The 23,916-nt window shown below is 63.9% G+C and carries 23 protein-coding genes; 6 read left to right on the top strand and 17 right to left on the bottom strand.

From position 1 onward, the window contains the following. Positions 1-27: 27 nt before the first annotated feature. From NGM99_RS16625 to NGM99_RS16550, 16 genes are all read right to left on the bottom strand, one after another. Positions 28-1,572, bottom strand: coding sequence for a tripartite tricarboxylate transporter permease (locus tag NGM99_RS16625; RefSeq protein WP_252820970.1), 1,545 nt, complete (start codon positions 1,570-1,572; stop codon positions 28-30). Continuing rightward, positions 1,572-2,045, bottom strand: coding sequence for a tripartite tricarboxylate transporter TctB family protein (locus NGM99_RS16620; protein ID WP_252820967.1), 474 nt, complete (start codon positions 2,043-2,045; stop codon positions 1,572-1,574). The genes NGM99_RS16625 and NGM99_RS16620 overlap by 1 nt, the downstream gene beginning before the upstream one ends. A 39-nt stretch (positions 2,046-2,084) precedes the next feature. Then, on the bottom strand, positions 2,085-3,035 hold the full coding sequence (locus tag NGM99_RS16615) for a Bug family tripartite tricarboxylate transporter substrate binding protein (RefSeq protein WP_252820965.1): 951 nt from the start codon (positions 3,033-3,035) through the stop codon (positions 2,085-2,087). Positions 3,036-3,126: 91 nt separating this feature from the next. Then, positions 3,127-3,825, bottom strand: a complete 699-nt coding sequence (trmB, locus tag NGM99_RS16610) for a tRNA (guanine(46)-N(7))-methyltransferase TrmB (protein WP_252820964.1) — start codon at positions 3,823-3,825, stop codon at positions 3,127-3,129. Positions 3,826-3,835: 10 nt separating this feature from the next. Then, positions 3,836-5,098, bottom strand: a complete 1,263-nt coding sequence (gene metK, locus NGM99_RS16605) for a methionine adenosyltransferase (RefSeq protein ID WP_252820962.1) — start codon at positions 5,096-5,098, stop codon at positions 3,836-3,838. 131 nt (positions 5,099-5,229) lie between these two features. Then, the gene (locus tag NGM99_RS16600) at positions 5,230-5,655 is read right to left on the bottom strand and encodes a helix-turn-helix domain-containing protein (protein ID WP_252820960.1); all 426 of its coding nucleotides are present in this window, start codon (positions 5,653-5,655) and stop codon (positions 5,230-5,232) included. Between the two features lie 94 nt (positions 5,656-5,749). Next, positions 5,750-7,345, bottom strand: a complete 1,596-nt coding sequence (lnt, locus tag NGM99_RS16595; RefSeq protein WP_435371453.1) for an apolipoprotein N-acyltransferase — start codon at positions 7,343-7,345, stop codon at positions 5,750-5,752. Between the two features lie 56 nt (positions 7,346-7,401). Next, positions 7,402-8,367, bottom strand: a complete 966-nt coding sequence (locus NGM99_RS16590) for a hemolysin family protein (RefSeq protein ID WP_252820956.1) — start codon at positions 8,365-8,367, stop codon at positions 7,402-7,404. Then, complete coding sequence (gene ybeY, locus NGM99_RS16585) at positions 8,364-8,921, bottom strand: rRNA maturation RNase YbeY (RefSeq protein WP_252820954.1); 558 nt, start codon at positions 8,919-8,921, stop codon at positions 8,364-8,366. Before ybeY ends, NGM99_RS16590 begins: the two co-directional genes overlap by 4 nt. Positions 8,922-8,929: 8 nt before the next feature. Further along, entirely contained in the window at positions 8,930-9,922 is a 993-nt protein-coding gene (locus tag NGM99_RS16580; RefSeq protein ID WP_252821527.1) for a PhoH family protein, read from the bottom strand. 146 nt (positions 9,923-10,068) lie between these two features. Next, on the bottom strand, positions 10,069-11,391 hold the full coding sequence (gene miaB, locus NGM99_RS16575) for a tRNA (N6-isopentenyl adenosine(37)-C2)-methylthiotransferase MiaB (RefSeq protein WP_252821525.1): 1,323 nt from the start codon (positions 11,389-11,391) through the stop codon (positions 10,069-10,071). A 146-nt stretch (positions 11,392-11,537) separates the two neighbouring features. Further along, positions 11,538-12,329 carry a lysophospholipid acyltransferase family protein gene (locus NGM99_RS16570; protein ID WP_252820952.1) on the bottom strand — a complete coding sequence of 264 codons (792 nt, stop codon included), beginning with the start codon at positions 12,327-12,329 and terminating at the stop codon, positions 11,538-11,540. 4 nt (positions 12,330-12,333) lie between these two features. Then, positions 12,334-12,828, bottom strand: coding sequence for a GNAT family N-acetyltransferase (locus tag NGM99_RS16565; protein WP_252820949.1), 495 nt, complete (start codon positions 12,826-12,828; stop codon positions 12,334-12,336). Continuing rightward, complete coding sequence (gene tsaB / locus NGM99_RS16560; protein WP_252820948.1) at positions 12,828-13,511, bottom strand: tRNA (adenosine(37)-N6)-threonylcarbamoyltransferase complex dimerization subunit type 1 TsaB; 684 nt, start codon at positions 13,509-13,511, stop codon at positions 12,828-12,830. The genes NGM99_RS16565 and tsaB overlap by 1 nt, the downstream gene beginning before the upstream one ends. A gap of 85 nt (positions 13,512-13,596) precedes the next feature. Next, positions 13,597-15,624, bottom strand: a complete 2,028-nt coding sequence (locus tag NGM99_RS16555) for a hydantoinase/oxoprolinase family protein (protein ID WP_252820946.1) — start codon at positions 15,622-15,624, stop codon at positions 13,597-13,599. Positions 15,625-15,764: 140 nt separating this feature from the next. Further along, positions 15,765-16,727 (bottom strand): hypothetical protein, encoded by a 963-nt coding sequence (locus tag NGM99_RS16550; protein WP_252820944.1) that lies wholly within the window; start codon positions 16,725-16,727, stop codon positions 15,765-15,767. 331 nt (positions 16,728-17,058) lie between these two features. Between NGM99_RS16550 and NGM99_RS16545 the strand changes: the two genes are divergently transcribed. Further along, positions 17,059-17,952, top strand: a complete 894-nt coding sequence (locus tag NGM99_RS16545) for an HTH domain-containing protein (protein ID WP_252820942.1) — start codon at positions 17,059-17,061, stop codon at positions 17,950-17,952. Beyond that, on the top strand, positions 17,939-19,813 hold the full coding sequence (locus NGM99_RS16540; protein ID WP_252820940.1) for a 5'-methylthioadenosine/S-adenosylhomocysteine nucleosidase family protein: 1,875 nt from the start codon (positions 17,939-17,941) through the stop codon (positions 19,811-19,813). Before NGM99_RS16545 ends, NGM99_RS16540 begins: the two co-directional genes overlap by 14 nt. Positions 19,814-19,827: 14 nt before the next feature. Here the strand turns inward: NGM99_RS16540 and lepA are convergent, their stop codons facing one another. Then, positions 19,828-21,636, bottom strand: a complete 1,809-nt coding sequence (gene lepA / locus NGM99_RS16535; protein ID WP_252820937.1) for a translation elongation factor 4 — start codon at positions 21,634-21,636, stop codon at positions 19,828-19,830. A 187-nt stretch (positions 21,637-21,823) separates the two neighbouring features. Between lepA and NGM99_RS16530 the strand changes: the two genes are divergently transcribed. From NGM99_RS16530 to NGM99_RS16515, 4 genes are all read left to right on the top strand, one after another. Further along, entirely contained in the window at positions 21,824-22,051 is a 228-nt protein-coding gene (locus NGM99_RS16530; protein WP_252820935.1) for a hypothetical protein, read from the top strand. Between the two features lie 155 nt (positions 22,052-22,206). Continuing rightward, the gene (locus NGM99_RS16525) at positions 22,207-22,548 is read left to right on the top strand and encodes a hypothetical protein (protein WP_252820933.1); all 342 of its coding nucleotides are present in this window, start codon (positions 22,207-22,209) and stop codon (positions 22,546-22,548) included. After that, positions 22,545-23,240: a phosphatase PAP2 family protein gene (locus NGM99_RS16520; RefSeq protein WP_252820929.1), complete on the top strand. Its 696-nt coding sequence runs from the start codon at positions 22,545-22,547 to the stop codon at positions 23,238-23,240. The genes NGM99_RS16525 and NGM99_RS16520 overlap by 4 nt, the downstream gene beginning before the upstream one ends. Next, positions 23,237-23,833: an IMPACT family protein gene (locus tag NGM99_RS16515; RefSeq protein ID WP_252820927.1), complete on the top strand. Its 597-nt coding sequence runs from the start codon at positions 23,237-23,239 to the stop codon at positions 23,831-23,833. The genes NGM99_RS16520 and NGM99_RS16515 overlap by 4 nt, the downstream gene beginning before the upstream one ends. Positions 23,834-23,916: the final 83 nt, after the last annotated feature.

Below are 23,916 nucleotides of genomic sequence, written 5' to 3'. Positions count from 1 at the left end.
CGTTTCGGGTTCTCAGTCCGCGCTATCTCAGTCCTCGTCGGTCCCGAACTGCGAGAGCACTTTGCCTCTGCCCCGCATGCGCAGGTAGAGCGGCAAGAGAAGTGCCGTGAAGGCCAGCACCCAGAGCACGATCGCGATCCATGAATGGAACAGCGCGCTCGGATTGCCCTGGCTGATCTGGAGTGCCTGACGCAGGCTCTTCTCCGCCATCGGCCCCAGGATCAGACCCACCACCACGGGCGCGATCGGATAGCCGAAGCGGCGCAAGCCATAGCCGAGCAATCCGAACAGCATCAGAAGCCCCAGCCCGAAGGCGACGGGAATTCCCCCGAGATAGGTCGTCGAAGCATCCGCACCGATGGTGCCGAGCGTCGCAAAGACCAGAATGCCGGCATAGAGCCACGGCCGCGGGATGGTCAGCAGCTTCACCCAAAGCCCGATCAGGGGCAGGTTCAGAACCAGAAGCATGAAGTTCGCGACCAAGAGGCTCGCGATCAGGCCCCAGACCAGCGGCGCATTGGTGGCAAACAGCAGCGGACCCGGCTGAAGCCCGAACTGCTGGAAGCCCGCCAGCATGATCGCAGCGGTCGCCGTGGTCGGCAGACCGAGCGTCAGGAGCGGCACCAGCGTGCCGGCGGCCGACGCGTTGTTCGCGGCCTCAGGGCCGGCGACACCCTCGATCGCGCCATGACCGAACTCCTCAGGGTGCTTCGAGAAGTTGCGCTCCGCCGAATAGGACAGGAAGCTCGACACGTCCGCGCCACCCGCCGGCATCGCGCCGATGGGGAAACCGATCGCCGTGCCGCGCAGCCATGGCATCCATGACCGCCGCCAGTCCTCGCGGTTCATCCAGACCGAGCCCTTCACCGCCTCCACCTTCTCGTCACCGGTCTGGTGGCTCGCGGCCACTGCGAGCGTCTCGCCGATCGCGAAGAGCGCGACCGCGAGCGTGGTCACCGAAATGCCGTCGAAAAGGTTGGGCAGGCCGAAGACGAGGCGTGCCTGTCCCGTCAGCTGGTCGATGCCGATCAGGCCGAGCGCCAGACCCAGAAAGAGCGAGGTCAGGCCGCGCAGGGTCGAATCGCCGAAGGCGGCCGAAACCGTCATGAAGGCCAAGAGCATCAGCGCGAAATATTCGGCCGGGCCGAAGGACAGCGCGAAGCTCACCACGCTCGGCGCGATGAAGGCCAGACCCAGCGTCGCGAGCAGGCCGGCGACGAAGGAGCCGATGGCGGCGGTCGCGAGAGCCGGCCCGCCCCTGCCCTTTCGGGCCATCTTGTTGCCTTCGAGCGCGGTCACGATCGAAGCGCTCTCGCCCGGCGTGTTGAGCAGGATCGAGGTGGTCGAGCCGCCATACATGCCGCCATAATAGATGCCCGCGAACATGATCAGCGAGCCGGCGGGGTCGAGCTTGTAGGTGACAGGCAGAAGCAGGGCCACGGTGAGCGCCGGGCCGATGCCGGGAAGCACGCCGACTGCCGTGCCGAGCGTCACGCCGATCAGCGCGTAAAGAAGGTTCTGAAGCTCGAAGGCGGTAACGAGGCCCTGGCCCAGAAGCGCGAACGTATCCATCAGATCAGACGCTCCAGCGGACCGGCCGGAAGCGAAAGCTGCAGGCCCTTGGCAAAAATGAACCAGATCACGAAGGAAAAGACGATGCCGATGGGTATCGTCATCCAGAGCGGCCCGCGTCCGAAGCCTTTCGCGACGAGTGCGAAGAGAAGGCCAGTCGCGATCGAGAAGCCGACCGTCTTCATGGAAAGCATCTGGATAACGAGACCACCGAGGATCCAGAGGATCGGCTTCGGATCATGATGCTCACGCTCGGGAAAATCGCCGCGCATTCCCGCGATTGCGGTGAAAATTCCGAGGATCACCAGAACGCTGGCAATCACGAAGGGAACCGTCTTGGGCCCGACCGGCGAATAGCCGCGCGGGCCGCCGGCATTATAGGTGCTCCACGCGATGACCGCACCGATCACCACGAGGCCCAGCGCAATCAGAAGCGCCGCCCGGTCGGGGCGGCGCGATGTGTTCTCGCTCATAACAGCGTAGCTCGCATTTCGTCGCTGGCTGGCTCTGGTTTACTGAACCAGGCCGATTTCCTTCAGGATCGTCGCGGTCGCTTCCTGATCCTTCTTGAGCTGCGCGACGAACTCGTCGCCGGCCAGATAGGTGTCGGCCCAGCCCTTGTCGGCAAGGATCTTCTTCCAGGCCTCGGACTTCACCATCTTGTCGACATCCGCCGTAATAGTCGCCTTCTGCTCGTCGCTGATGCCGGGAGCTGCCGCGACCATGCGCCAGTTCTGGATCGAGACATCGACGCCGGCTTCCTTGAAGGTCGGCGCCTCGACGCCGGTGAGGCGCTCATCCGACGACACGGCCAGCAGGCGCAGCGTGCCGGCCTGAACCTGGCTCGCGAACTCGCTGTAGGAGGAGATGCCGACCGTCACCTGATTGCCGAGAATGGCCGCCAGCGCTTCGCCGCCACCCGAAAAGGCGATGTAGTTGACCTTGGTCGGATCGACGCCGACGGCCTTGGCGATCAGGCCCGCCGTGATCTGGTCGGTGCCGCCGGCCGAGCCGCCGCCCCAGGACACGGAGCCCGGATCGGATTTCAGCTTCTCGACGAGGCCGGCCATGTCCTTGATCTCGGACGCGGCCGGAACCACGATCGCCTCATACTCGCCGGTCAGGCGCGCGATCGGCGTGATCTGCTCGAGCGTCACGGGCGAATTGTTGGTGAGGATCGCGCCGACCATGACATAACCGCCGACGATCAGCTGCTCGGGATCGCCGCTCGCCTGGTTGACGAACTGGGCAAGGCCGATGGTGCCGCCGGCGCCCGGCACGTTGGTCACCTGCACGCTCGGCGAAATGCCGTCATCCTGAAGTGCGGACTGCATCGAGCGGGCCGTCTGGTCCCAGCCGCCGCCGGGAGCCGCGGGCGCGATGATCTTGTAGTCGGCCGCCCAGGCGCTGCCGGCAGAAACGAGTGCGGACAGGATCACGCCTGCCCAAAGCGAAGTCTTCATATGATTTCCTCCCAAGAACCCCGGAAACGGGGCATCACTTTCGGCCTCATAGAGCGGGCGAGGCCCCGCCTTGTCAATCGGCGCGTCCCGATCAGCGACGGATAAAGGTCAAATAGGCCGAACTGCGTCCTTCACGCCGGGCCTTTTCCTCGTAGCGCGTGGGCGCCCAGCCCTTGTAAGGCGTCAGCCAGTCGAGCGAGGATCGCGCCGGCCATTCGAAAGCCTCATGGTCGCGCGCATGGATCAGCGTCCAATCGACATAGGTGTCGATATCCGACGCAAAGCAGAAGCGGCCACCGGGCTTGAGGATGCGGGCGAAGCGGCTGAGGTTCTTGTCGCTCACGAAACGCCGCTTCCAGTGGCGCTTCTTGGGCCATGGGTCGGGGTAAAGCAGGTCGATCCAGTCGAGCGAGGCGTCGGGCAGCCAGTCGAGCAACAGCGTCGCGTCGTCGTGGAAGAGCCGGATGTTGGGCAGGGGCGCCTCGGACAGCCGCATCGCCATCTTGGCCATGCCGTTGACGAAGGGCTCGACGCCGATGAAGCCGGTGCGCGGATGGGCTTCCGCCTCGCGCAACAGATGCTCGCCGCCGCCGAAGCCGATTTCGAGGCGGACTGTGTCGGTCTCCGCGTCAAAGAGAGCGCGCAGGTTCTGAGGCGCAGGCGTCGTCACATCGACCAGCCGCGCGGGCAGCACGGTATCCATGGCCTCGGCCTGCATGGGACGAAGCGGCTTGCCGTGACGGCGGCCCCAGAAGGCCTCCGTCGCGCGTGTTCGTTGGGTCTCGGTCAAGGCGATTGGTTCAGGCGGCGACCGCCTGCTTGATGGCTTTGACGAGGTCGGTCTTTTCCCATGAGAACGAGCCGTCGCGACCGGGCTTGCGGCCGAAATGGCCGTAGGACGCGGTCTTGGCATAGATCGGCTTGTTGAGGTCGAGATGGCGGCGAATGCCGGATGGCGAGAGGTCCATGACCTTGCGCAGCGCGTCTTCGAGCTTGGCCTCGTCGACGGTGCCGGAGTTGTGAAGGTCCACATAGATCGACAACGGCTGGGCCACGCCGATGGCATAGGACAGCTGGATCGTGCAGCGCTCGGCCAGACCCGCCGCCACCACGTTCTTGGCAAGATAGCGCGCGGCGTAAGCCGCCGAGCGGTCCACTTTGGTCGTGTCCTTGCCCGAAAACGCACCACCGCCATGGGGGGCCGCCCCACCATAGGTGTCCACGATGATCTTGCGGCCCGTGAGCCCCGCATCCCCATCGGGACCGCCGACGACGAACTTGCCGGTGGGGTTGATGTACCAGTTGGCGTCGTCGGCAATCTTCAGGTCGCCCAGCGCCGCACGGATATAGGGCTCGACCACCGCCCGCACCTTCTTGGAATCCCAGCTTTCGTCGAGATGCTGGGTGGAAAGCACGATCTGGGTCGCTTCGGCTGCCTTGCCGTCCTCATAGCGCACGGTGACCTGGCTCTTGGCGTCGGGCCCGAGCTTGGCCGCCTCGCCCTCGCCCTTGTGGCGGGCCTCAGCCAGCAATTCGAGGATCTTGTGGCTGTAATAGATGGGGGCCGGCATCAGTTCGGGCGTTTCGCGCACGGCATAGCCGAACATGATGCCCTGATCGCCCGCACCTTCCTCGCCCTGGCGGTCGGCGGAATTGTCGACACCCTGGCCGATATCGGGCGACTGGCCGTGCAGGAGCACGTCGATCTTGACCGTCTTCCAGTGGAAGCCGCCCTGCTCGTAGCCGATGGCGCGGATGGCCTTGCGGGCTGCCGCGCGGAACTTGGACGGGTTGATGACGGGATGGCCTGCGGCGTCCACGACCACCTGGCCGTCGCGGTCGTGCTTGAGAAGCGTTTCGGGCACGCGCACTTCGCCGGCGATCACGAGGCGGTTGGTGGTGGCGAGCGTTTCGCAGGCCACACGCACCTTCCACGGGTCCATGCCCGTCTTCTTGGCTTCGCGATAGACCAGATCCACGATCTCGTCGGAAATGCGGTCGCACACCTTGTCGGGGTGGCCTTCGGACACGGACTCGGAGGTGAAAAGATAGTTCAGACGCAACGGGCAAATCCCCTCAAGAAAGGCGGCAGGTCCCTCGTCCCACCGAGAACGCGGCAAAGCGATGCATCATCGGAGGGAAAGCGTCAAGAAAAGGCGCATGGGCGGAAGCACGGCGCGTAGGAAATTCTGCTCTAGGAAGGGCTCCCCTCATCCGTTTCGGCGCTCAGGGCCTTGACCAGATCGAGAATGCGGCGGCGGATCTTGGGGTCGCCGATGCGCACGAAGGCACGCTGCAACTGGATACCTTCGGCGCTCGACAAGAAGTCGTCGCCGTAAGAAGCCTGCTGCTCCTCGCCGAAGCCCGAGGGAGCCGCATTTTCCTGCCCCGGCGCGCCTTCGAAGAAGAAGGAGACGGGCACTTCCAGAATACCCGAGATCGCCTGCAAACGGCTCGCGCCGATGCGGTTGGTGCCCTTCTCGTATTTCTGGATCTGCTGAAAGGTGATGCCCAGGCTTTCGCCCAGACGCTCCTGGCTCATCCCCAGCATGTTGCGGCGCAGACGCAAGCGGCTACCGACATGGACGTCGATCGGATTGGGCTTCTTCTTGCTTTCCATGTCCACTCATCACGTCGGGCAGTCTGGTCGAAACTCGAGGCAAGCTCAGCACTTCGCGTCAGAGTGGCACTATTCGGTCGCGTGGTTGCAGAAGTCAATTCATGCGACGCCGGCCGAGAAGGGTGAAAGCCAGGGCCAGAACGCCGCAAGCTGCAACCACACCAAGGCCGACCACCGATGGGGAGAGACGCATCTCCGCCCGCTTCGGCACGGTCAGCGAGAGGTCGATGCGGCCACGCTCGTTCATGGCGAGCGCATCAGCCACGCGCCCCCGCGCATCGACCGCCCCCGAAATGCCGTTATTGGCCGAGCGCAGGCCCGGCTTGCCGGTTTCGGCCGCGCGGATCTGGAAATTGCGGAAGTGCTGGTAGGGACCGGCGGTGTCGCCGAACCAGCCATCATTGGTGACGTTGACGAGAAGGTCGGCGCCAGCCGAGCCCGCATCCACTTCTTCGGGAAAGATGATCTCGTAGCAGATAAAGGGGGCTGCGATCAGGCCGCCCGGCAGCGTGAAATTATGACGCTGTACGCCCGCCTCGAAGGTCATGGGGCCTGCCACGATCTGTTCGACGCCGACCAGCGAGAAGAGCGAGGCGAAGGGGATATATTCGCCGAAGGGCACGCGATGCACCTTGTCCATGGCGCCCGTGATCAGGCCGGCGCGGTCCACGGCGACGAGCGCGTTGTAGTAGCGCTCATCGGTCGTGCCCATCTCGCCTTCCGCGCGCACCGCACCGACCAGCGTGAGATGGTCGGGCAAGCCCTCGCCTGCCGGTTCGAGCTTGCCGAGAGCGCTCAAGGCGTCGGGACGCTCGGTCAGAAGGAAGGGCACGGAGGTTTCGGGCCAGAGTGTCAACTCGATGGGCGCACCACGGTCGTCTGGCGGGCCTTTCGACAGGTCGAGCATGGTCGCGAAGATGCGGTCGCGCACTTCGCCATCCCATTTTTCCGTCAGGTCGATGGAGGGCTGGACGATGCGCGTGCGCAAGGTCGTGCCTTCAATCGGCTGGTCGAGCCGCCACGCGCCATAGGAAAGATGAGCGGCGACAAGCAGAAACGCCAGGGCCAGCCCGACGCGGCGATGCCTGCCGCTGCCCAGAAGCGCGGGTGCTGCGAAGACGAACACCGCTGCCGCGTTCATGCCGATCGTGCCGATCAGATAGGTGCTCTGCATGGCGAGCGGCACGGGCATGGTGGCGAAGCCGACGGGGTTCCAAGGGAAGCCGGTCAGCACCCAGTTGCGCAGCCATTCGGCCAAGCCGAAGCCGAAGGCGAGCGCGAAGATGCGGCCGAGGCCCTCGTCCCAGAACAGCCGCGCGAGCAGCGTCGCCAGACCATAGAAGGGGGCAAGCAGAAGCGGCAGGCCGAGCGCCACGATGGGCAAGGCCCAGATATAGGTTTCGGATTCGATCAGCATCGCCCCGCCGACCCACCAGAGGCCGAACAGGAACGTGCCAAGGCCGAACCACCAGCCGAGCGCGAAGAAGGGCCGTGCGCGTTGCCAGAGCGAGGCATTGCCGCCGACCACGGCGCCGTCGAGCAGCCAGACGAGGAGCGGAAAGGACAGAAAGCCCACCGCGAAGAAGTCGTAAGGCGCCTGCGCCAAAACGAACAGCGCACCGGCGGTGAAGATCAGCGCATAGCGCCGCCAGCCCCAGAGCAGGATGACGCTGTTCGCCAGCCGCTCCAAGGCCGAGGGGCCGCGATCGGCGGCCCGCGGCGCTTCCAATCCTCCGACCCCGACGCTCAAGCGGCCGACGCCTCCTCGCTCCGGCGCACGATGCGCACGCGCTTCACGCGACGCGGATCGGCGTCGAGAATGTGGAACTCGAAGCCCGGCAGGACTTCCGGCACTTCGCCCGTTTGCGGCACGCGGCCCACTTCGTTGACGATCAGGCCGTTGATCGTGTCGATGTAATCCTCGTGATCGCCGATCGCGAAATCCGGCCCGATCACGGCGGTGGCCTCGTCGATGTCAGCCTTGGCGTCGGCCAGATAAGCGTTGTCGCCATCGGGCACGATCAGCGCCTGCTCGTCGTCGTGCTCGTCGGCAATGTCGCCCACCACGGTTTCGAGAATGTCCTCGAGCGAGACGAGACCGTCCGTGCCGCCATATTCGTCGATCACCAGCGCTACATGGATGCGCGACGCCTGCATGCGGGTGAGAAGGTCCGACACATGCATGGAGGGTGTCACGAAATGCACGGTGCGGATGACGTCGAGATTGCCGATCGTCTCCGACAGATCGACGCGTGACATGTCGAGCCCGTTCTCGGTGTGCGACTGCCGGGTGATATAAGCGAGCACGTCGCGGAAATGGACGAGGCCGCGCGGATCATCGAGCGAGCCGGCATAGACCGGCATGCGCGAGTGGCCGGAACGCTCGAAGATCGTCAACAGGTCGGACAGCTTGGTGCCGATCTCGATCGCCTCGATATCGGCGCGCGGGATCATCACGTCCTCGACGCTGACCTCGCGCAGGCCCAGAATATTGGTGAGCATCACACGCTCGCCGGGCGAGAAGGCTTCCTTGCCGTCTTCTTCCACCGCCGTCAGCGCTTCGGCGATCTCCTCGCGCAAAGTGCCGTTGCGGCCACGGAAATAGCCTGCGAGCCGTTCCAGAAAAGTCGGCCCGGTGTGCCGACTGAGGCCCTCCGACCCTTCCTCGTGGGCATCCGCCCCACGCAGTGCCGTGATGTTGTCTTCGCTCATCGCTCCGTGCGCTGCCCGGGCAGCGCTTCTCCGTTGTTTATGGATATGTCTGCGTAAGGATCGGCAATGCCGAGACGCGCCAGAACGCGGCGCTCGGTGGCTTCCATCTCTTCCGCTTCCGCCTCGTCCTCGTGGTCGAAGCCTAGCAAATGCAGGAAGCCGTGCACGATCAAATGTGTCAGGTGGTGCTCGAAGCTCTTGCTCTCGGCCTCCGCCTCGCGGGCGACCGTCTCGAAGGCCAAGACGATGTCGCCAAGGCTCGCGGGCATCTCCACCCCGGGCAGCGGCTCGGGCCCGGGGAAGGACAGGACATTGGTGGGCTTGTCCTTGTCGCGCCAGTCGCGGTTGAGCACACGGATCGCGGCATCGTCGGTGAAGACGAGGCTCAGTTCCGTTTCAGGCGGAAATGCTTCATCGAGCTCACTGAGCACCGCCTCGACCGCAGCCGAGGCGATGGCGGTAAGTCGGTCCTCGTCGGGCCAAGCGCCGGCCTCGACGCTCGCCTCGACCGAAAGCGGCGCGGGGTGGGGTTGGGAAATGGCGGGTTCGCCCATGGGAACGGTCAGCCGGCCTCGTCCATGCCGCGCGCGATGCGGGCGTCACGATCATAGGCGGACACGATTTCGGCGACCAGCGTGTGACGCACCACGTCCTTTTCGTTGAAGCGCACGGTGACGATGCCCGAAACGCCGTCCAGAATGCGCAGGGCTTCGACGAGGCCCGAACGGGTGTTGGACGGCAGGTCGATCTGGGTCGGATCGCCCGTGATGATCATGCGCGAGTTCTCGCCCAGACGCGTCAGGAACATCTTCATCTGCATCGAGGTCGTGTTCTGCGCTTCGTCCAGGATCACCGCCGAATGCGCGAGCGTGCGGCCGCGCATGAAGGCGAGCGGGGCGATCTCGATGACGCCGGCCTGGATCGCGCGCTCGACGCGGTCCGAGGGCATCATGTCGTGGAGCGCGTCGTAAAGCGGACGCAGGTAGGGATCGACCTTTTCCTTCATGTCGCCGGGCAGAAAGCCCAGCCGCTCGCCGGCTTCAACGGCGGGACGCGAAAGAATGATGCGCTCGACCAGACCGCGTTCCAGCAGCATCGCGGCATGCGCCACCGCGAGATAGGTCTTGCCCGTGCCGGCGGGACCGACGCCGAACACCAGTTCGGAGCGCTCCAGCGCCCGCATATAGGCGTCCTGATTGGGCGTGCGGGCATAGATCGTGCGCTTGCGCGTGGCGATCTGGGCGGCCGACAGCTTGCTCTTCGATTCCATGGTGGGCAGCGTCAGCTGGTCGTCGGGCGTGACGGCCATGCGCAGCGCGCCTTCCACATCCGACTGCGCGATCTCGCCGCCCTTCTGGAGCACGGCGTAAAGCGCATCGAGCGCACGGCGCGCCTGTTCGGCGGCCACCGCATTGCCGCGGATGGTGAGCTGGTTGCCGCGCGAGCGGATATCGACGCCGAGCTTCTGCTCGACGAGGGCCAGGTTCTGGTCGAACTGGCCGTAAAGCGCGCTCGCATAGCGGTTGTTGTCGAAGGACAGCACGACATGGGTCATGTCGGACGCCCCCGTCTGGGGAGCACCGCTTTGGGGCGCGATGCCCTTGGACAGATTGGGCTGGGGGTTGGACACAGGTGCCGCAGGAGGCCCCTTGGGGTCCGTGGTTTGGCTCAAGCAGTGTGCTCCGCGAAAAGGGCCGCCACTTAAGCGGCCTCGGCCATGAGTGTGTTGAAGCCCGTGCCGGTGACGCGCACCGTGCGAAGGTCTCCGATCTCACCTAGATGGGCATCGATGACGACCGGTTGAAGCCATGGCGAGCGCCCGACCTTCTGATCTGGCCGGCGGCCGGGCTTTTCGATCAACAAATCGATGGTGCGTCCGACCAGCCCCTGATTGAACGCCGCCTGCTGGCTGTTGACCAGCGCTTGCAGCCGCTGCAGGCGCTCGTCCTTCACCGCTTCTTCCACATGGTCGCCGAGTTCCGCACCCGGCGTGCCGGGGCGTGGCGAATATTTGAAGGAGAAGGCCTGGGCATAGCCGACCTGGGCGATCAGATCGAGCGTCGCCTGGAAATCGGCTTCCGTTTCGCCGGGAAAGCCGACGATGAAATCGCCCGAGAGCGCGATATCGGAACGTGCGGCGCGGATGCGGTCGATCAGGCGGAGGTAGTCGCTCGCCTTGTGGCGGCGGTTCATCGCCTTGAGGATCGGGTCCGAGCCCGACTGCACGGGCAAATGCAGGTAGGGCATGAGGGCCGGCAGGTCGCGATGGGCGGCGATCAGCGCATCGTCCATGTCGCGCGGGTGGCTGGTGGTGTAGCGCAGGCGCGCGATGCCCGGCACCTCGGCCAGACGGTAAAGCAGTTCGCCCAAGCCCCATTCGCGACCGTCCGGACCTTCGCCGTGCCAGCCATTCACGTTCTGGCCGAGCAAAGTCAGCTCGCGCACGCCAGCTGCGGCCAGACGTTCGGCTTCCGCCACGATCTGTCGCACGGGGCGCGAGGTCTCGGAGCCGCGTGTATAGGGCACGACGCAGAAGGTGCAGAACTTGTCGCAGCCTTCCTGCACGGTCAGAAACGCCGCGACGCCGCGCTTAGTCTGAACCGCGCGCGGCGCGTGCGGCAGATGCTCGAACTTGCTTTCTTCCGGATAGTCGGTCGCTATCACCTTTTCGCCAGCCCGCGCGCGCGCGACGGCATCGGGCAGACGGTGATAGGTCTGCGGGCCGATGACGAAATCGACCGTCGGCGCGCGGCGGATCATCTCACGGCCTTCGGCCTGCGCCACGCAGCCGGCAATGCCGACCAGCGTTTCGCGGCCTTGCCTGGCGCGCGCATCCTTCAGTTTGCGGACGCGTCCGATCTCCGAATAAACCTTTTCCGCGGCCTTCTCACGGATGTGGCAGGTGTTGAACAGAACGAGGTCGGCGTCCTCGATCGCTTCCGTCGGCTGATAACCGTCGGCAGCCAGCGCGTCGCTCATGCGCTGGCTGTCATAGACGTTCATCTGGCAGCCATAGGTCTTCATGAAGACCTTGCGGACGGTACCCGCAACGGCACCAGTGCTGATGCCGGTGCCGGTTGCGAACGCATCGATCGGCAGATTTTCCGAGGCGGGAACGGCCTGCTCCTCGGGCGAGACGTGATTTTCCATTGCGCGCCTTCTACCCTCTTTCACGGAGCCTGAACAGGCCGCTGACGCAACTGCGCGGCCATCATCGTGCGGATGGCGCTTTCCGCACTCGCCGCCGTCAGTTTGCGATCAAAGCGCTCGGGCAGGACCAGCGGTTCGCCCCAGCGCAGTTCGACGTCGAGCGGGCCGTGCCGGCTGAGCAGATCGAGATGGAAGCCGAGCGAGCGTTCGCCGACCCATGAGGCAATGTTGCGCTCCCAGGTGCCCATCGGCACACCATGGAGCCTGGTATAGGCGATGGAGACCGGCTGCACGGTGACGGGCGCGCTTTTGTTGAGGGCAAGCGCGCCGAACAGCGAACTCTTGAAGGGCAGAAGATGGTTGCCGTCACCTGTGGTGCCTTCGGCGAAAAGCACGGCGGGCAGGTGCTCGTCGAGGCGGCCCGCGATCTCGCCCGCTTGCGCTGCCGCCTTGTTGCGGCGCTCGCGTTCCACGAAGATGATGCGCTGGAGCTTTGCCAGCCAGCCGATCACGGGCCAGTCGGCGACTTCAGATTTCGCGATGAAGGTCAGCTCTTCGAGCGCGCCGAGCACGACGATGTCGCCCCATGAGACGTGGTTGGCGACGATCAGAAGCGGCCGGGCGTCCGTCATCCGCCCCTCGTGGCGCAACCGCCAGCCGAGTGCCCGGAGCGCGCAACGGTACCAGAGGCGCGGAGCGGTGCGGACGCCCGGCAGGTTGAGCCTGCGGCCGAGCCAGAGCCAGGGCACCAGAACAAGCGACACCAAGAGCATCGCGAAACACGCGCAGAACAGGCGAAGTTTGCCGCGCATGGGTTCAGCGCAGGTCCCGGCGCATCACCAGCGCGCCTGTCGGCGGCCCCTCGCCCTCACGATAATAGTTCGGGCGGTGGCCGACCTGAAAGAAGCCGAGACGGCGATAAAGATGGATGGCCGATGCGTTGGTCTCGTCCACTTCGAGGAAAAGCGCCTCGGCCCGCTCGCGGTGCAGCGCGCGCAGCACCGCGTCCATCAGAAGCCAGCCAAGGCCCTGGTTGCGCCATTGGCGCGAGACGACGACGGTCAGGATCTCGCCCTCGCCCGCCGCCAGCCGGGCGAGCACGAAGCCGGCAGGTCCCGCGCGGCCGCTGCCCGCGGGGCGCGCGGTGTAACCGAACACCGGGCGCTGCTCGATCAGGCTCGCGAACTCGGCGGCGTTCCAGGGGCGTGGAAAACCCTCGGCGTGAAGGGCGGCGAGCGCATCCACATCCTCGGGATGGACCGGCTCGACCGTGAACTCACGCGGGCGTTGCGACAGAAAAGGCAGGCGCATCAACTCTCCCGGCGGGAAAGCGTGAAGCTTTGCGGCTTGGCATCCGGCGCGCGCAGATAAAGCGGCCGGGGACGCTCGGGGTTCGGATCGGATGCGAGTGCTCTGGCGCCCAGCCGGGCGAAGGTCTCGATGTCGGCAGTGGGCGTGACGGGGCCGAGCGTCGCATCCAGCAGTTCCGCGGAGACTTTCGGGGCGGCCGTGCCGGCCAGCACCGGCGAGAGCGTCAGCGCACGCGCCATGACCTGTTCGAGCGTGAGCGCCGCCGGCTCCTCGATCACCTCGCCGTCCGGACCATAGGAGGCCGCATGGATTTCGCCGCGTCCGCCATCGAGCGCGACGGTGACCGGACGACCGGGATGCTCCGCGCGGGTTTCTTCCGCGATCGCACGCAGCACGTCGATGCCGATCACCGGCACGCGCAGCCCCACGCCGAAGCCGCGCGCGGTGGCAAGGCCGACGCGGATGCCGGTGAACGAACCCGGCCCCGTCGCCACCACGATGGCGCCGAGATCGGGGAAATCCGTTTCGGCGTCACGAAGGCCTGAGTCGATCACCGCCATCAACCGCTCGGCGTGACCGGTGCGCATGGGTTCGACCGAACGCGACAATACGCGATTTTCATCCACGCTCCAGACGCAGGCCGCGCAGCGGTCGGCGGCGGTGTCGATCGCAAGGAGTTTCATGCGACGCCAAACGCCGCCGTGTCTTCAGCACGGTCGCCCATCAGTTCATCTCCCCACCCACAAAGCCTTTTGATCATTTTACGATTCAAGAGGCAATGCGTGGACGACCTGAGGCGGTGGCAACGAGGCGCGCGGCGATCAGCGTGCGCTTGCCCTCGACGGTGGCGGCGTCGACCGTGGTCGCGATGGTGATCTCGGCATCCGCCGTTCCCGCCTCTTCCGCCCTTTTCGCGATGAGAGCGCGCAACGCTGCTTCGGCGGCATTGAAGGCAGCCTGTTCGCCGAGATGGTCGGAGACGCTGCCGCCCACGGTCAATCGATACACCCCCTCCTGCGGCTGTGCGATACCCGCTTCGACGCTGACGCGCACCTGGCCGACGACCGCGCCAAGCGCATTGGCGACATCGGTATCGGAGGGAACATGGCAGGGCACGCCGAGACAATCGGACAGGGTGGCGTAGTGGAGAGGGGCGGAAGCGCCCAGGCCCACCACGGGACGGTCGAGCGTGACAAACACGCGCGCGATGCCGGGCGCCTTGTTCAGTGCGCGCTGGACGAGCGGGTGAGCGGTGCTGGCGCGCCCATCCTGGCCGTCCTCGGCGAAGGCCGTTTCGAGCATGGCTTCGGCGGAAAGACGGGTGACGGTGGCAAGCACACGCGCCGAGATGGTTTCGGCGTCGGGCGCGATGGGACCGCCGCGGCCGTCGCGGCGGCGGGCGAAGAGTTCGGCGCCGAGGCGCGCGGTCTCGCGGTCCCAGTTGCTCTGGCGGTTCAGCACATGGGCGGCGTCCGAAGGCGTGAAGCCCGCGATATGGACGAGGCCGCGCGCGACCAGCCTGTTCAGGACCGAGGTTTGCGCGTTGGATGTCAGGAGCTGGTCGAGCGGGATGGGGGTAAGCGCGATGAGGCCGTAGAGCTTCGCTTCGGAAGCGCTGAGGCCCGCCGCGAGGCGGTCGGGGACGCCGGTACGCAGCGCGAAGCGGGCGTCGAGGCGGCCGGGATTGGGCGCGCGCAGCTGGCGCTCGAGGGCGTCGCGCACCAGCGGGCCGTGCTGGAGGCCGAGAAGCGCGAGCGGCACCACGCGGCGGGGGCCGAGCGTCAGGGTGGACACGAGCCCGCCCTCCTCCACGCCCACTTCCGAATCGCCGCCGAGGCCGAAGGTGCGCATGGCGACGGCTTCGACCATGGTGCGGTACTGGCCCACGGTCGCGCCCTCGGGGTCGAGGCGGGGGCGGCCCCCATCCAACACGGCGACGTCCGTCGTGGTGCCGCCGATGTCGGAGATGAGGGCGGCGTCGAGGCCGGTCATGTGGCGGGCGCCGACGAGGCTGGCGGCGGGGCCGGACAGGATCGTTTCGATCGGGCGCGAGCGCGCGAAGGCGGCCGAGACCAGCGCGCCGTCGCCGCGCACCACCATCAGGGGGGCTTGGATGTTCTGTTCGGCGAGGAAGCCTTCGGTCGCGGCCACCAGACGGTCGATGGTGGGGACGAGGCGGGCGTTGAGGAGCGTGGTCAGCGCGCGGCGGGGGCCGCCGAGTTTCGAGGTGAGCTCGTGGCTCATCGTGACGGGGAGGCCGGTGCGGGTCCGGATCAGCTCGGCCGCCGCCTTCTCGTGGGCGGGGTTGCGGGTGGCGAAATAGGCGCAGACGGCGAAGCCTGAAACGGTTTCGCCCCATTCGTCCAGCGCCCGTTCGAGGGGCGAAAGACTGAGCGAACGGCCATTGCCGTGGGTGTCGTGGCCGCCCTCGCAGAAGACCACCGGATCGGTGCCGAGCGCCGCTTTCAGCCCGTCGCGGTCGAGATCGGCGGGCGAGAAGCCGATCATCACGAGGCCGGCGCGGCCGCCCTGGCCTTCCACCAGCGCATTGGTGGCGAGCGTGGTGCTCATCGAGACGAGTTTTATGCGCGTGTGCCCGATCCCGCTCTCATCCAGCACGCGGCGGGCGGCCCCCCTGATGCCTTCCGCCAGATCGTGGCGCGTGGTCAGCGCCTTGGCCTTGGCGAGAACGGTGCCTTTGGGACCGCCCTGTTCGGTCCACAGCACCGCATCGGTGTAGGTGCCGCCGGTGTCGATGCCGAGGAAGATCGGGGCTGAAGGGTCGATGTCGCGCATGGGTGCGCGCTGTAGTGGGTTTCTCCGATCAGCGATATGCGCTTTCGCGACAAATCCTTTGTGTCAGGCGCATGCGGGGGCGCCCCCGCGCAAGGGTGTTGCGCGGGCTATTCAGGTCGTTTCAGCGAAAGCCCCTCCCCTCATGAGGTGTCCGGCACCGGCTGGTCCAGCGCCCAGCGGGCGAGAGCATCAGTGTGGGACAGGACCGCGTGGAACTCGTGGCCGGCACAGCCGAGCGCGCCGGGCGGGCGGCCGAAGCGCAGCGGCCAGCGCTCCTTGAACGGACGGCGCTCGCGCACCGCGATGCCCCGGTTCGCCAAAAGCTTCTTTTTCAGCCGATCGGTGCTCGACCCTCTGACGCGCTCGGGGCTCGCCCGAAGCGCCTCGGCCTCAGCCCGCTGAAGGGCCTGGCGGGCGCGCCAGCGGGCGAAGCGGAGGGCTTCGCGGGGCAGGTCCTCGAGCGCATGGGCGAGCGCGTCGAGGCGCAGCCGCAGGGGCTCGGCGGGAAGCAGATCGTGGGGCGCGGGCGGCGGCGGCACGGACACCGCGTGGATATCGGGCCCGAATTGGCCCATGATGCGCGGCACGGCGGTTGGACGCGTCCAGCGCCGGGTCTGCACGCGCCGCATCGCATCGAAGAGCGGCAGGCGCGGGGGCGAAACGCGCGCCTTCGCCCCTTCCGCAAGCTCCGCTTCGAGAGGCTCCCCTTTGGCAAGCTCCCCTTCGACAGGCTCAGGGCTCAGGCTGAGGGGCTTCGCGTGGGCCAGGTCCTGCCCCTGCGCGCGCGTCATCACGATCCCGGTGCCCCGGCCGTTGCGCACGACCATCGATGCGGGCCTGGCCTCTTGCGCCGACCGCCTCATCCTGAGCTTGTCGAAGAACAGCTTTTCGGGCGCGATGTGGTGGGAGGCGGCGATGATCAGCCGCCGGGCGGCGGACTCCGCGGGCCGCAGGAGTTTCAACACGGCATTGCGCAAGCGGCGCGGCAGCGTGGCCCTCCCCTCTTTTCTTTCGACAGGCTCAAGGCCAGCCATGGCGACGAGCGTCACCACGATGCGTTGCAGCACCGCCCGGTCATGCTCGATCCCCAATCGCCCGTCCACGACCACCTCGCTTTTGTCTGGCGGCGGGAGTGTAGGGAGGGTGGGAGGGGGGTGGATGAAATTAATAAAGCCCTCTTGGAATACGCAACTATTCGGCAGCTGGACTTGGCACCGCTACCGCTCTGCACTCCTGCCAAAGGCGCTTGGTTTGCTCACATCTGTCCACCACGTTTTGGGCGCCATAGCGAGGTGCCGCTGGGAGTTGCATAAAATTTTACAGATATCCTGTGAAGATGCCGCCTTCGACTTGGCTTAGCTATTGCTCTCAGCTGAACGCAGAGGCAACTCTCTTAGCCATTCCGTCCAATCGAGTAAGTGCGGAATATCTGGGATGACTAGTAGGTACTTAAAAATAGCTGAGCAGGTTCTTCTGGCACGTGGGCAGCCGATGTCCGCACAACACATCATGGAAAGCGCTAAACGCTTTGATCTTCTGCCCCGTCAATTCTCGGGCAGCACGATGCAGAAGACTTTGCAGGCGCGTATCGCCGAGGACATATTCACCCACAAATCACGCTCAAAATTTTATAGAACTGGGCAAGGAATATACTTCCTAAGATCGAAAGCAAATAGTCCAGAGCTCAACGAGCGCCTAACGGCTGAGCATACAACCAACACTCGCCGACAGCCATTGAATAGGCATCGAATTTTGCACATTCCTCATTCATCTCGTGCCGAGGTGGACTTCGTGAGCATCGATGGCATGAGGGCTGACATTCTGAGCAGCGACTATCTGTACCTGCGGTCCGATACACTACTATATCCCGCCTTTGTTTTCACAATCGTGGCGACAGAGACACATATACTAACATGCCGGGTCGGGAAGTACTCTAATACCGGAGACATTTCAGGGATGATTTCAGGCGGATTACGCCGCTTTATAGATGAGTTCGATCTAGATCTGATAGACGGAGAAATTACTGGGGAAATACGAAGCTCCATCCGTTCCTGCGAATTTTATTTCGATTATCGAGCAATGGATCAAGATGACCGAGACATCCGGCAACGCACTAAGACACTTTTTTGTGCATTCGACAATCGATCCCATTACGTTGGCGTGGTTGCGCTCTATAAATGGCCGGAAAACTCGTTCGACAAGCTGCGAGTCAAGCGGCGACTGGATGCAGGAAACATGGAATGGACCCCTTGGCAGAATTGGCGAGCTAGAGTAACAGATGATTTCAGTAAGGCTGTATTAGAACACATCGAAAATGGCCAATCTTGATGCCAAGCTTTACTTGGAGAACCCTGTATTCCTAGATTTTCTAAACCGTGAAGCCAACTTAGCGGCAGGTCGTGCCGCGCCTGAACAAGACGACTTGGCCGCTTTAGAGGCCCTGCTGCTGACCCACTCATCTAGGATGTCAGCTAATATTTCGCAGATGATTGAGTATAGCTTCGGGAAAAAGCTCCTCACTCCTTGGCTAGTGAAACTCATACGCGAAAATATTATATTATCTACTAGTCACAACAGCGATATATCAGCTTTCATTTCGGAGAGACAGAAGATATATGCTCATGACAGTCTCCGATATCCAATGTATTTTGATAAGATCGAGATTATCGAAGACTTTAGAATCACTGGCAGAAATAGTTTTTCGATGACGCATCGTTTGCGTCAAAATATATTTAGTTTCACCGACAGTCAATTGCCCTTCGGAATCGGACGAGTTGATGAGGAAGACTATAAATCTTTCACTGATAATATAGACTTCTTTCAAGGCGCAGCCGTGCGCGAGCCAGACGCAGCTATCACCCGCGCCTTATACGAGCCGCACCATCGAGCAATAAAAACGAATGCGGCATTGGTGATGGCATCAGCCGCACGAGTAATATCTGGCCTATATATGACAAATTATGCAGAGATGAATGCCTGCGCGACATGCACGGGTATCTTTTCGAGCGGCTATACTGACAGTTTGAATAGCTTTCCATTCTTTGACATACCGATATTAAAAGCGCTTCTACGCTCTCTCGGCTACTATCGGTCAATGGCGCGAAGGCAAGCTATTCAGAGTTTAGATATTGGGCACTATGGAACCCCTCTCCACCACAAATTCTGCTATTTGGTCAGAGCATTCATAGATAGTTGCCTTTCACTAACGCTCACCGAGCGATTGGATAGCATATCAAAGAGAGACACTTGGTTTTCACTACGGCAAAGCATAGAACAAATTTTTCAGAGACATCTTCAGCCTGAAAGTGTGGCTATTAAATACCCTCGCGACACCATCAATCAGTTTTTGGAGTTATCTTCGGAAGCACTTCATCGAGCTGCCGGAAAACTCCGATCTGAAAAGCCATTCGCAAATAAGTGGGAACAATACGTGCCAAACAAGAACAGCATGCGTTTCTTAATTCTAGTGGCAACTCCTACGGAAGAAGATGAGGTTCATCGTTCGCTTATTGAGGCGGGATTTGTGGAGGCACAGAGCGTGCGTATGGATAAGGGCGTACTCGCCACATACACCAAAGCGGGAGGGTCAGAGATATTTATCTGTCGATCCAGCGCTGGAAGTAGTGGCACAAGCGGATCGCACCTGCTCACCGAGGATGCGATACGTACCACACAGCCGCAGTACGTAATCTCCACTGGGATCTGTTTCGGCTTCGAGGATAAGAAGCAAGCCATTGGAGACGTGCTGATCGCGGACTCCATGCAGAGTTACGAGAAGACTCGTGTCGGCAACCGCAATCGAATTGTTGAGCGTGGAGAAAGAATCCCAAGCGGCTCAAGCCTCCTGTCGTTTGCGCTTAACCGCGAACGACAGCACCGAGCGAACAGGCCGTCCTTCAAAATTCACGATGGCTTTATTCTGTCAGGCGACAAACTAGTCGATGATGTGCGAATGGTTAAACAACTGCGTGAGCGCTTTCCTGACGCGATTGGAGGCGAAATGGAGGGCGTAGGGGTCATGGCTGCTTCGCATCGTCAGGGTGTCGAGTGGATTCTAATCAAAGCAGTGTGCGATTGGGGCCATAGTAAGAATAAGGATCATCAAGCGATAGCTGCGGAGAATGCAGCTCGGTTTACGATTCAACTGATAAACGACATCGTTGAAGCTCGCTCCTCACGCCCATTGTAAGGCACACGACCTCGTTAATCCCCCATCTTCAGCGCTTCGATGAACGCCGCCTGGGGGATATCCACCTTGCCGAACTGGCGCATGCGCTTTTTGCCTTCCTTCTGCTTTTCCAGAAGCTTGCGCTTGCGGGTGACGTCGCCGCCGTAGCACTTGGCGGTGACGTCCTTGCGCAGCGCCGAGATGGTTTCGCGCGCGATCACCTTGCCGCCGATGGCCGCCTGGATCGGGATCTTGAACATGTGCTGGGGGATCAGCTCCTTGAGCTTCTCGCACATGGCGCGGCCGCGCTTTTCGGCGGCCGTGCGGTGGACCAGCATGGAGAGCGCGTCCACCGGCTCCTCGTTGACGAGCAGCGACATCTTCACGAGATCGCCCTCGCGATAGTCGGTGAGCGCGTAGTCGAAGGAGGCATAGCCCTTGGAGATCGATTTCAGGCGGTCATAGAAGTCGAACACCACTTCGTTGAGCGGCAGGTCGTAGACCAGCATCGCGCGGGTGCCGACATAAGACAGGTCGGCCTGGATGCCGCGGCGATCCTGGCAGAGCTTGAGGATGCCGCCGAGATAGTCGTCGGGCGTCAGGATCGTGGCGCGGATCCAGGGCTCCTCGATCGAGGAAATGCGGACCACGTCGGGCATGTCGGCGGGGTTGTGCAGCTCCTTCTGCGAGCCGTCGATGAGGTTGAGGCGGTAAACGACGGAAGGCGCGGTCGCGATGAGGTCGAGGTCGAACTCGCGCTCGAGACGCTCCTGGATGATCTCGAGATGCAGGAGGCCGAGAAAGCCGCAGCGGAAGCCGAAGCCCAGCGCGGCCGAGGTTTCCATCTCGAACGAAAACGACGCATCGTTGAGGCGCAGCTTGCCCACCGCCGCGCGCAGGTCCTCGAAATCGGCGGCATCGACGGGAAAGAGGCCGCAGAACACCACCGGCTGCGCGGGCTTGAAGCCAGGCAGCGGGGAAAGTGTGGGGCGGCGGTCCTCGGTGATCGTGTCGCCCACGCGGGTGTCAGCCACTTCCTTGATGCTTGCTGTGATGAAGCCGAACTCGCCGGGGCCGATCGCGTCCACATTGAGCATCTTGGGCGTGAAGACGCCGGTGCGCTCGACGGGGTATCTGGCGTTCGTGCCCATCATGCGGATGGTCTGGCCTTTTTTGAGCACGCCATCGATGACGCGCACGAGCACGATCACGCCGAGATAGGCGTCGTACCAGCTGTCGACCAGCATCGCTTTCAGCGGCTTTTCGGGATCGCCCTCGCGCGGGGGCGGCAGCTGCGTGACGATGGCTTCGAGCACGTCGGGGATGCCCAAGCCCGTCTTGGCGGAGATCAGCACGGCCTGGGAGGCGTCGATGCCGATCACCTCCTCGATCTGGTCGCGGATGCGCTCGGGCTCGGCGGCGGGCAGATCGACCTTGTTGAGGACGACGACGATGTCGTGGTCGTTGTCGATGGCCTGGTAGACATTGGCGAGGGTTTGGGCCTCGACGCCTTGGGATGCATCGACCACCAGCAGCGAGCCTTCGCAGGCCGAAAGCGAGCGCGAGACCTCATAGGCGAAATCGACGTGGCCGGGCGTGTCGATGAGGTTGAGCGTGTAGGTCTCGCCGTCATTCGCCTTGTATTGGAGGCGCACGGTCTGGGCCTTGATGGTGATGCCGCGCTCGCGCTCGATGTCCATGTTGTCGAGCACCTGTTCCTTGCCCGCCATCTCGCGCGCGTCCATCGCGCCGGTGAGCTGGATCAGGCGGTCGGCGAGCGTGGACTTTCCGTGGTCGATATGGGCGACGATGGAGAAGTTTCGGATGCGGGAAATCGGGGTCATGGGACGAGGCCTATAACCGAGCACAGCCAAAAGGGGAACGGGGATAAGGGTTTGCGGCGCGTGGAGCGCACATCACCGCAGCGTGAGGCGAAAAATGGGGAACCCCTTGCGCGGTTTGTCGTTGATTGGTATCTTTAGAACAGTTCTAAAGTAGAACGTTTTGGTCGACTTTACAAGGAGATAAGAGATGCAGACTGCAACCCATTCCGACGCCGGCAGCGCCTGCAACGCTTGCGTTTTCTTTGACGATCACCACGGCAACGGCGCGTCCGCGCAGGCCGTCAACGATGCCGGCCTTTGCCGCTTCAACCCGCCGGTCTCCCAGCCGGACGCCAACCAGCGCGGCCTGTGGCCGGTGGTGGCTTCCGACGACTGGTGCGGCCACTTCACCGCGCCGCACGGCCGCGCGTCGTAAATTCAACTGAACCCAGGCCCTCGCACAGGGGGCCAAGGCAAAGGGGTCGGCAGCTGGGAAAGCGCCGGCCCCTTTCTCGTTTGTGCTGTTCGCTTGACGGAGCGGGAGTGCGCGCGGCAAAGGGCGGGAGCCCTCGCGAAACGGAGCCCCTCCCCTTGAGCCTTTCCGGTCTGTTGCAGCTCGGCTTCTCGACGCTCGTCTTTCTGGCGGCGGCGACGTGCGCGAAGTCGTGGGCGCTCGCGCCGTCCGCGCCGAAGCTCGTGGTGACGATGCTGCTTTACACGCTCGGCAACCTGATCATGCTGCGGCTGATCCGCGAGTTCGGCATGGGCGTGGCGTTCTCGATCTCGTCGGTGTTCCAGCTCGTGGCGGTGAGTGCTGTGGCGTTTCTTTACTTCCACGAGCGCGTGGGGCTGATCGAAGGCGTGGGCATCCTCCTGGCCGTGCTCGGCGTCGCCATCATCACGCTCGGGCCAACGCTTCTGGGGCGGGCATGATGCAATACCGGGTCGAGTTCGTCACGCTTTGCGCGCTGATGGTTCTGGCGGCCGGCGCCTGGGGGTTCGTGGCGCTGGTGCAATTCGCGCATGCCGCCGAGCCGCATGGGTTCGATCAGCGCATCCTGCTCCTGTTCCGCGATCCCGCCAATCTCTCGCAGACGATCGGGCCCGCCTGGGTACATGAGGCGGTGCGCGATTTCACGAGCCTGGGCAGCGTCACGGTGCTGATCACCGTGATCCTGATCGCGATGCTGTTCATGCTGTTCTCGCGCCGGCCCGGTGGCGCGCTGTTCCTGCTGGTCGCGGTGGTCGGCGGGCAGCTGCTCAATTCCTGGCTGAAGGTTCTGATCGACCGCCCCCGCCCCGAACTCGTGCCGCACGCGGCGGAAGTGTTCACGCTGTCTTTCCCGAGCGGGCACGCGATGCTCGCCGCCGTCACCTATCTCACCGTCGGCGCGCTCTGCGCGCGCGTGGTGCATGGGCGGATGCTGAAAGCCTATGTGATGAGCGTGGCCGTGGTGCTCACGGTGCTGATCGGCATCAGCCGCCTTTACCTCGGCGTGCACTGGCCTTCCGATGTGCTGGCCGGCTGGTGCGCGGGTTCGGCCTGGGCGGTTCTGTGCTGGCTCCTGGCGCGCGCCGTTCTGAGCCGGCGCCGCGCCGGCGAGGGTCTGGCGGAGTCTGCGTGAGCACGCTCCACACGCTTTCAGCCACGGCGGAGGCCCATCAGGAGATCAAGAAGAGCCGCTTCATCGCGGTCGCGGGTCCGGTCGATGGCGAGGAGGCCGCAAAGGCATTCGTGGCGCAGCATGTGGCGGCGACCGCCGGTCACAATTGCTGGGCGTGGCGGATCGGACAGGCTTATCGCTTCAACGACGATGGCGAGCCGAGCGGCACGGCCGGCAAACCCATTCTGCAGGCCATCGACGGACAGGGTCTGGATCGCGTCGCGGTGGTCGTGTCGCGCTGGTTCGGCGGTATCCTGCTCGGCAGCGGCGGCCTCGTCCGCGCCTATGGCGGCACCGCGGCCTTGTGCCTGCGTGGGGCGGAAAAGACCGCGCTGGTCGACACGGTGCCAGCCACGGTGACCTGCCTGTTCGGCGATCTCGCCCTCTTGCAGGCGCGCCTCGGCGCTCATCCGGGCGTAGAGATGCAAAGCCCCACCTTCACCGACACCGGCGCGCAATGGACGCTGGCCGTTCCGCGCGGCGCGATGGAAGAGTTGGCGCGCCTCGTGAGCGATTTATCGAGCGGACGGGCGGTTCTCAGCGCCGAGGCGTGAGGTCGTCAGGTTTCGGTGCGAAGCCTGATGCCGGTCTCGGCCGCCGCGAGTTCCGCGCTTGAATGGAAGAACGGCGAGAGCGT

The organism is Mesorhizobium liriopis (assembly GCF_024053505.1).
Lineage (GTDB): Bacteria > Pseudomonadota > Alphaproteobacteria > Rhizobiales > Rhizobiaceae > Mesorhizobium_B > Mesorhizobium_B liriopis.
The sequence above is the reverse complement of the archived record's forward strand: the minus strand, read 5'-3'. Positions and strand labels throughout refer to the sequence as shown.

Bases quoted from the DNA above. Each gene is read 5' to 3' on its own strand.
- NGM99_RS16570 (WP_252820952.1), bottom strand. From the start codon at position 12,329: ATGCGCGGCAAACTTCGCCTGTTCTGCGCGTGTTTCGCGATGCTCTTG.
- tsaB (WP_252820948.1), bottom strand. From the start codon at position 13,511: ATGAAACTCCTTGCGATCGACACCGCCGCCGACCGCTGCGCGGCCTGC.
- NGM99_RS16620 (WP_252820967.1), bottom strand. From the start codon at position 2,045: ATGAGCGAGAACACATCGCGCCGCCCCGACCGGGCGGCGCTTCTGATT.
- NGM99_RS16625 (WP_252820970.1), bottom strand. From the start codon at position 1,572: ATGGATACGTTCGCGCTTCTGGGCCAGGGCCTCGTTACCGCCTTCGAG.
- NGM99_RS16545 (WP_252820942.1), top strand. From the start codon at position 17,059: ATGACTAGTAGGTACTTAAAAATAGCTGAGCAGGTTCTTCTGGCACGT.
- ybeY (WP_252820954.1), bottom strand. From the start codon at position 8,921: ATGGGCGAACCCGCCATTTCCCAACCCCACCCCGCGCCGCTTTCGGTC.
- NGM99_RS16580 (WP_252821527.1), bottom strand. From the start codon at position 9,922: ATGACCCATGTCGTGCTGTCCTTCGACAACAACCGCTATGCGAGCGCG.
- miaB (WP_252821525.1), bottom strand. From the start codon at position 11,391: ATGAAGACCTATGGCTGCCAGATGAACGTCTATGACAGCCAGCGCATG.
- NGM99_RS16530 (WP_252820935.1), top strand. From the start codon at position 21,824: ATGCAGACTGCAACCCATTCCGACGCCGGCAGCGCCTGCAACGCTTGC.
- NGM99_RS16565 (WP_252820949.1), bottom strand. From the start codon at position 12,828: ATGCGCCTGCCTTTTCTGTCGCAACGCCCGCGTGAGTTCACGGTCGAG.
- NGM99_RS16615 (WP_252820965.1), bottom strand. From the start codon at position 3,035: ATGAAGACTTCGCTTTGGGCAGGCGTGATCCTGTCCGCACTCGTTTCT.
- NGM99_RS16520 (WP_252820929.1), top strand. From the start codon at position 22,545: ATGATGCAATACCGGGTCGAGTTCGTCACGCTTTGCGCGCTGATGGTT.
- NGM99_RS16540 (WP_252820940.1), top strand. From the start codon at position 17,939: ATGGCCAATCTTGATGCCAAGCTTTACTTGGAGAACCCTGTATTCCTA.
- NGM99_RS16590 (WP_252820956.1), bottom strand. From the start codon at position 8,367: ATGAGCGAAGACAACATCACGGCACTGCGTGGGGCGGATGCCCACGAG.
- NGM99_RS16555 (WP_252820946.1), bottom strand. From the start codon at position 15,624: ATGCGCGACATCGACCCTTCAGCCCCGATCTTCCTCGGCATCGACACC.
- NGM99_RS16600 (WP_252820960.1), bottom strand. From the start codon at position 5,655: ATGGAAAGCAAGAAGAAGCCCAATCCGATCGACGTCCATGTCGGTAGC.
- lepA (WP_252820937.1), bottom strand. From the start codon at position 21,636: ATGACCCCGATTTCCCGCATCCGAAACTTCTCCATCGTCGCCCATATC.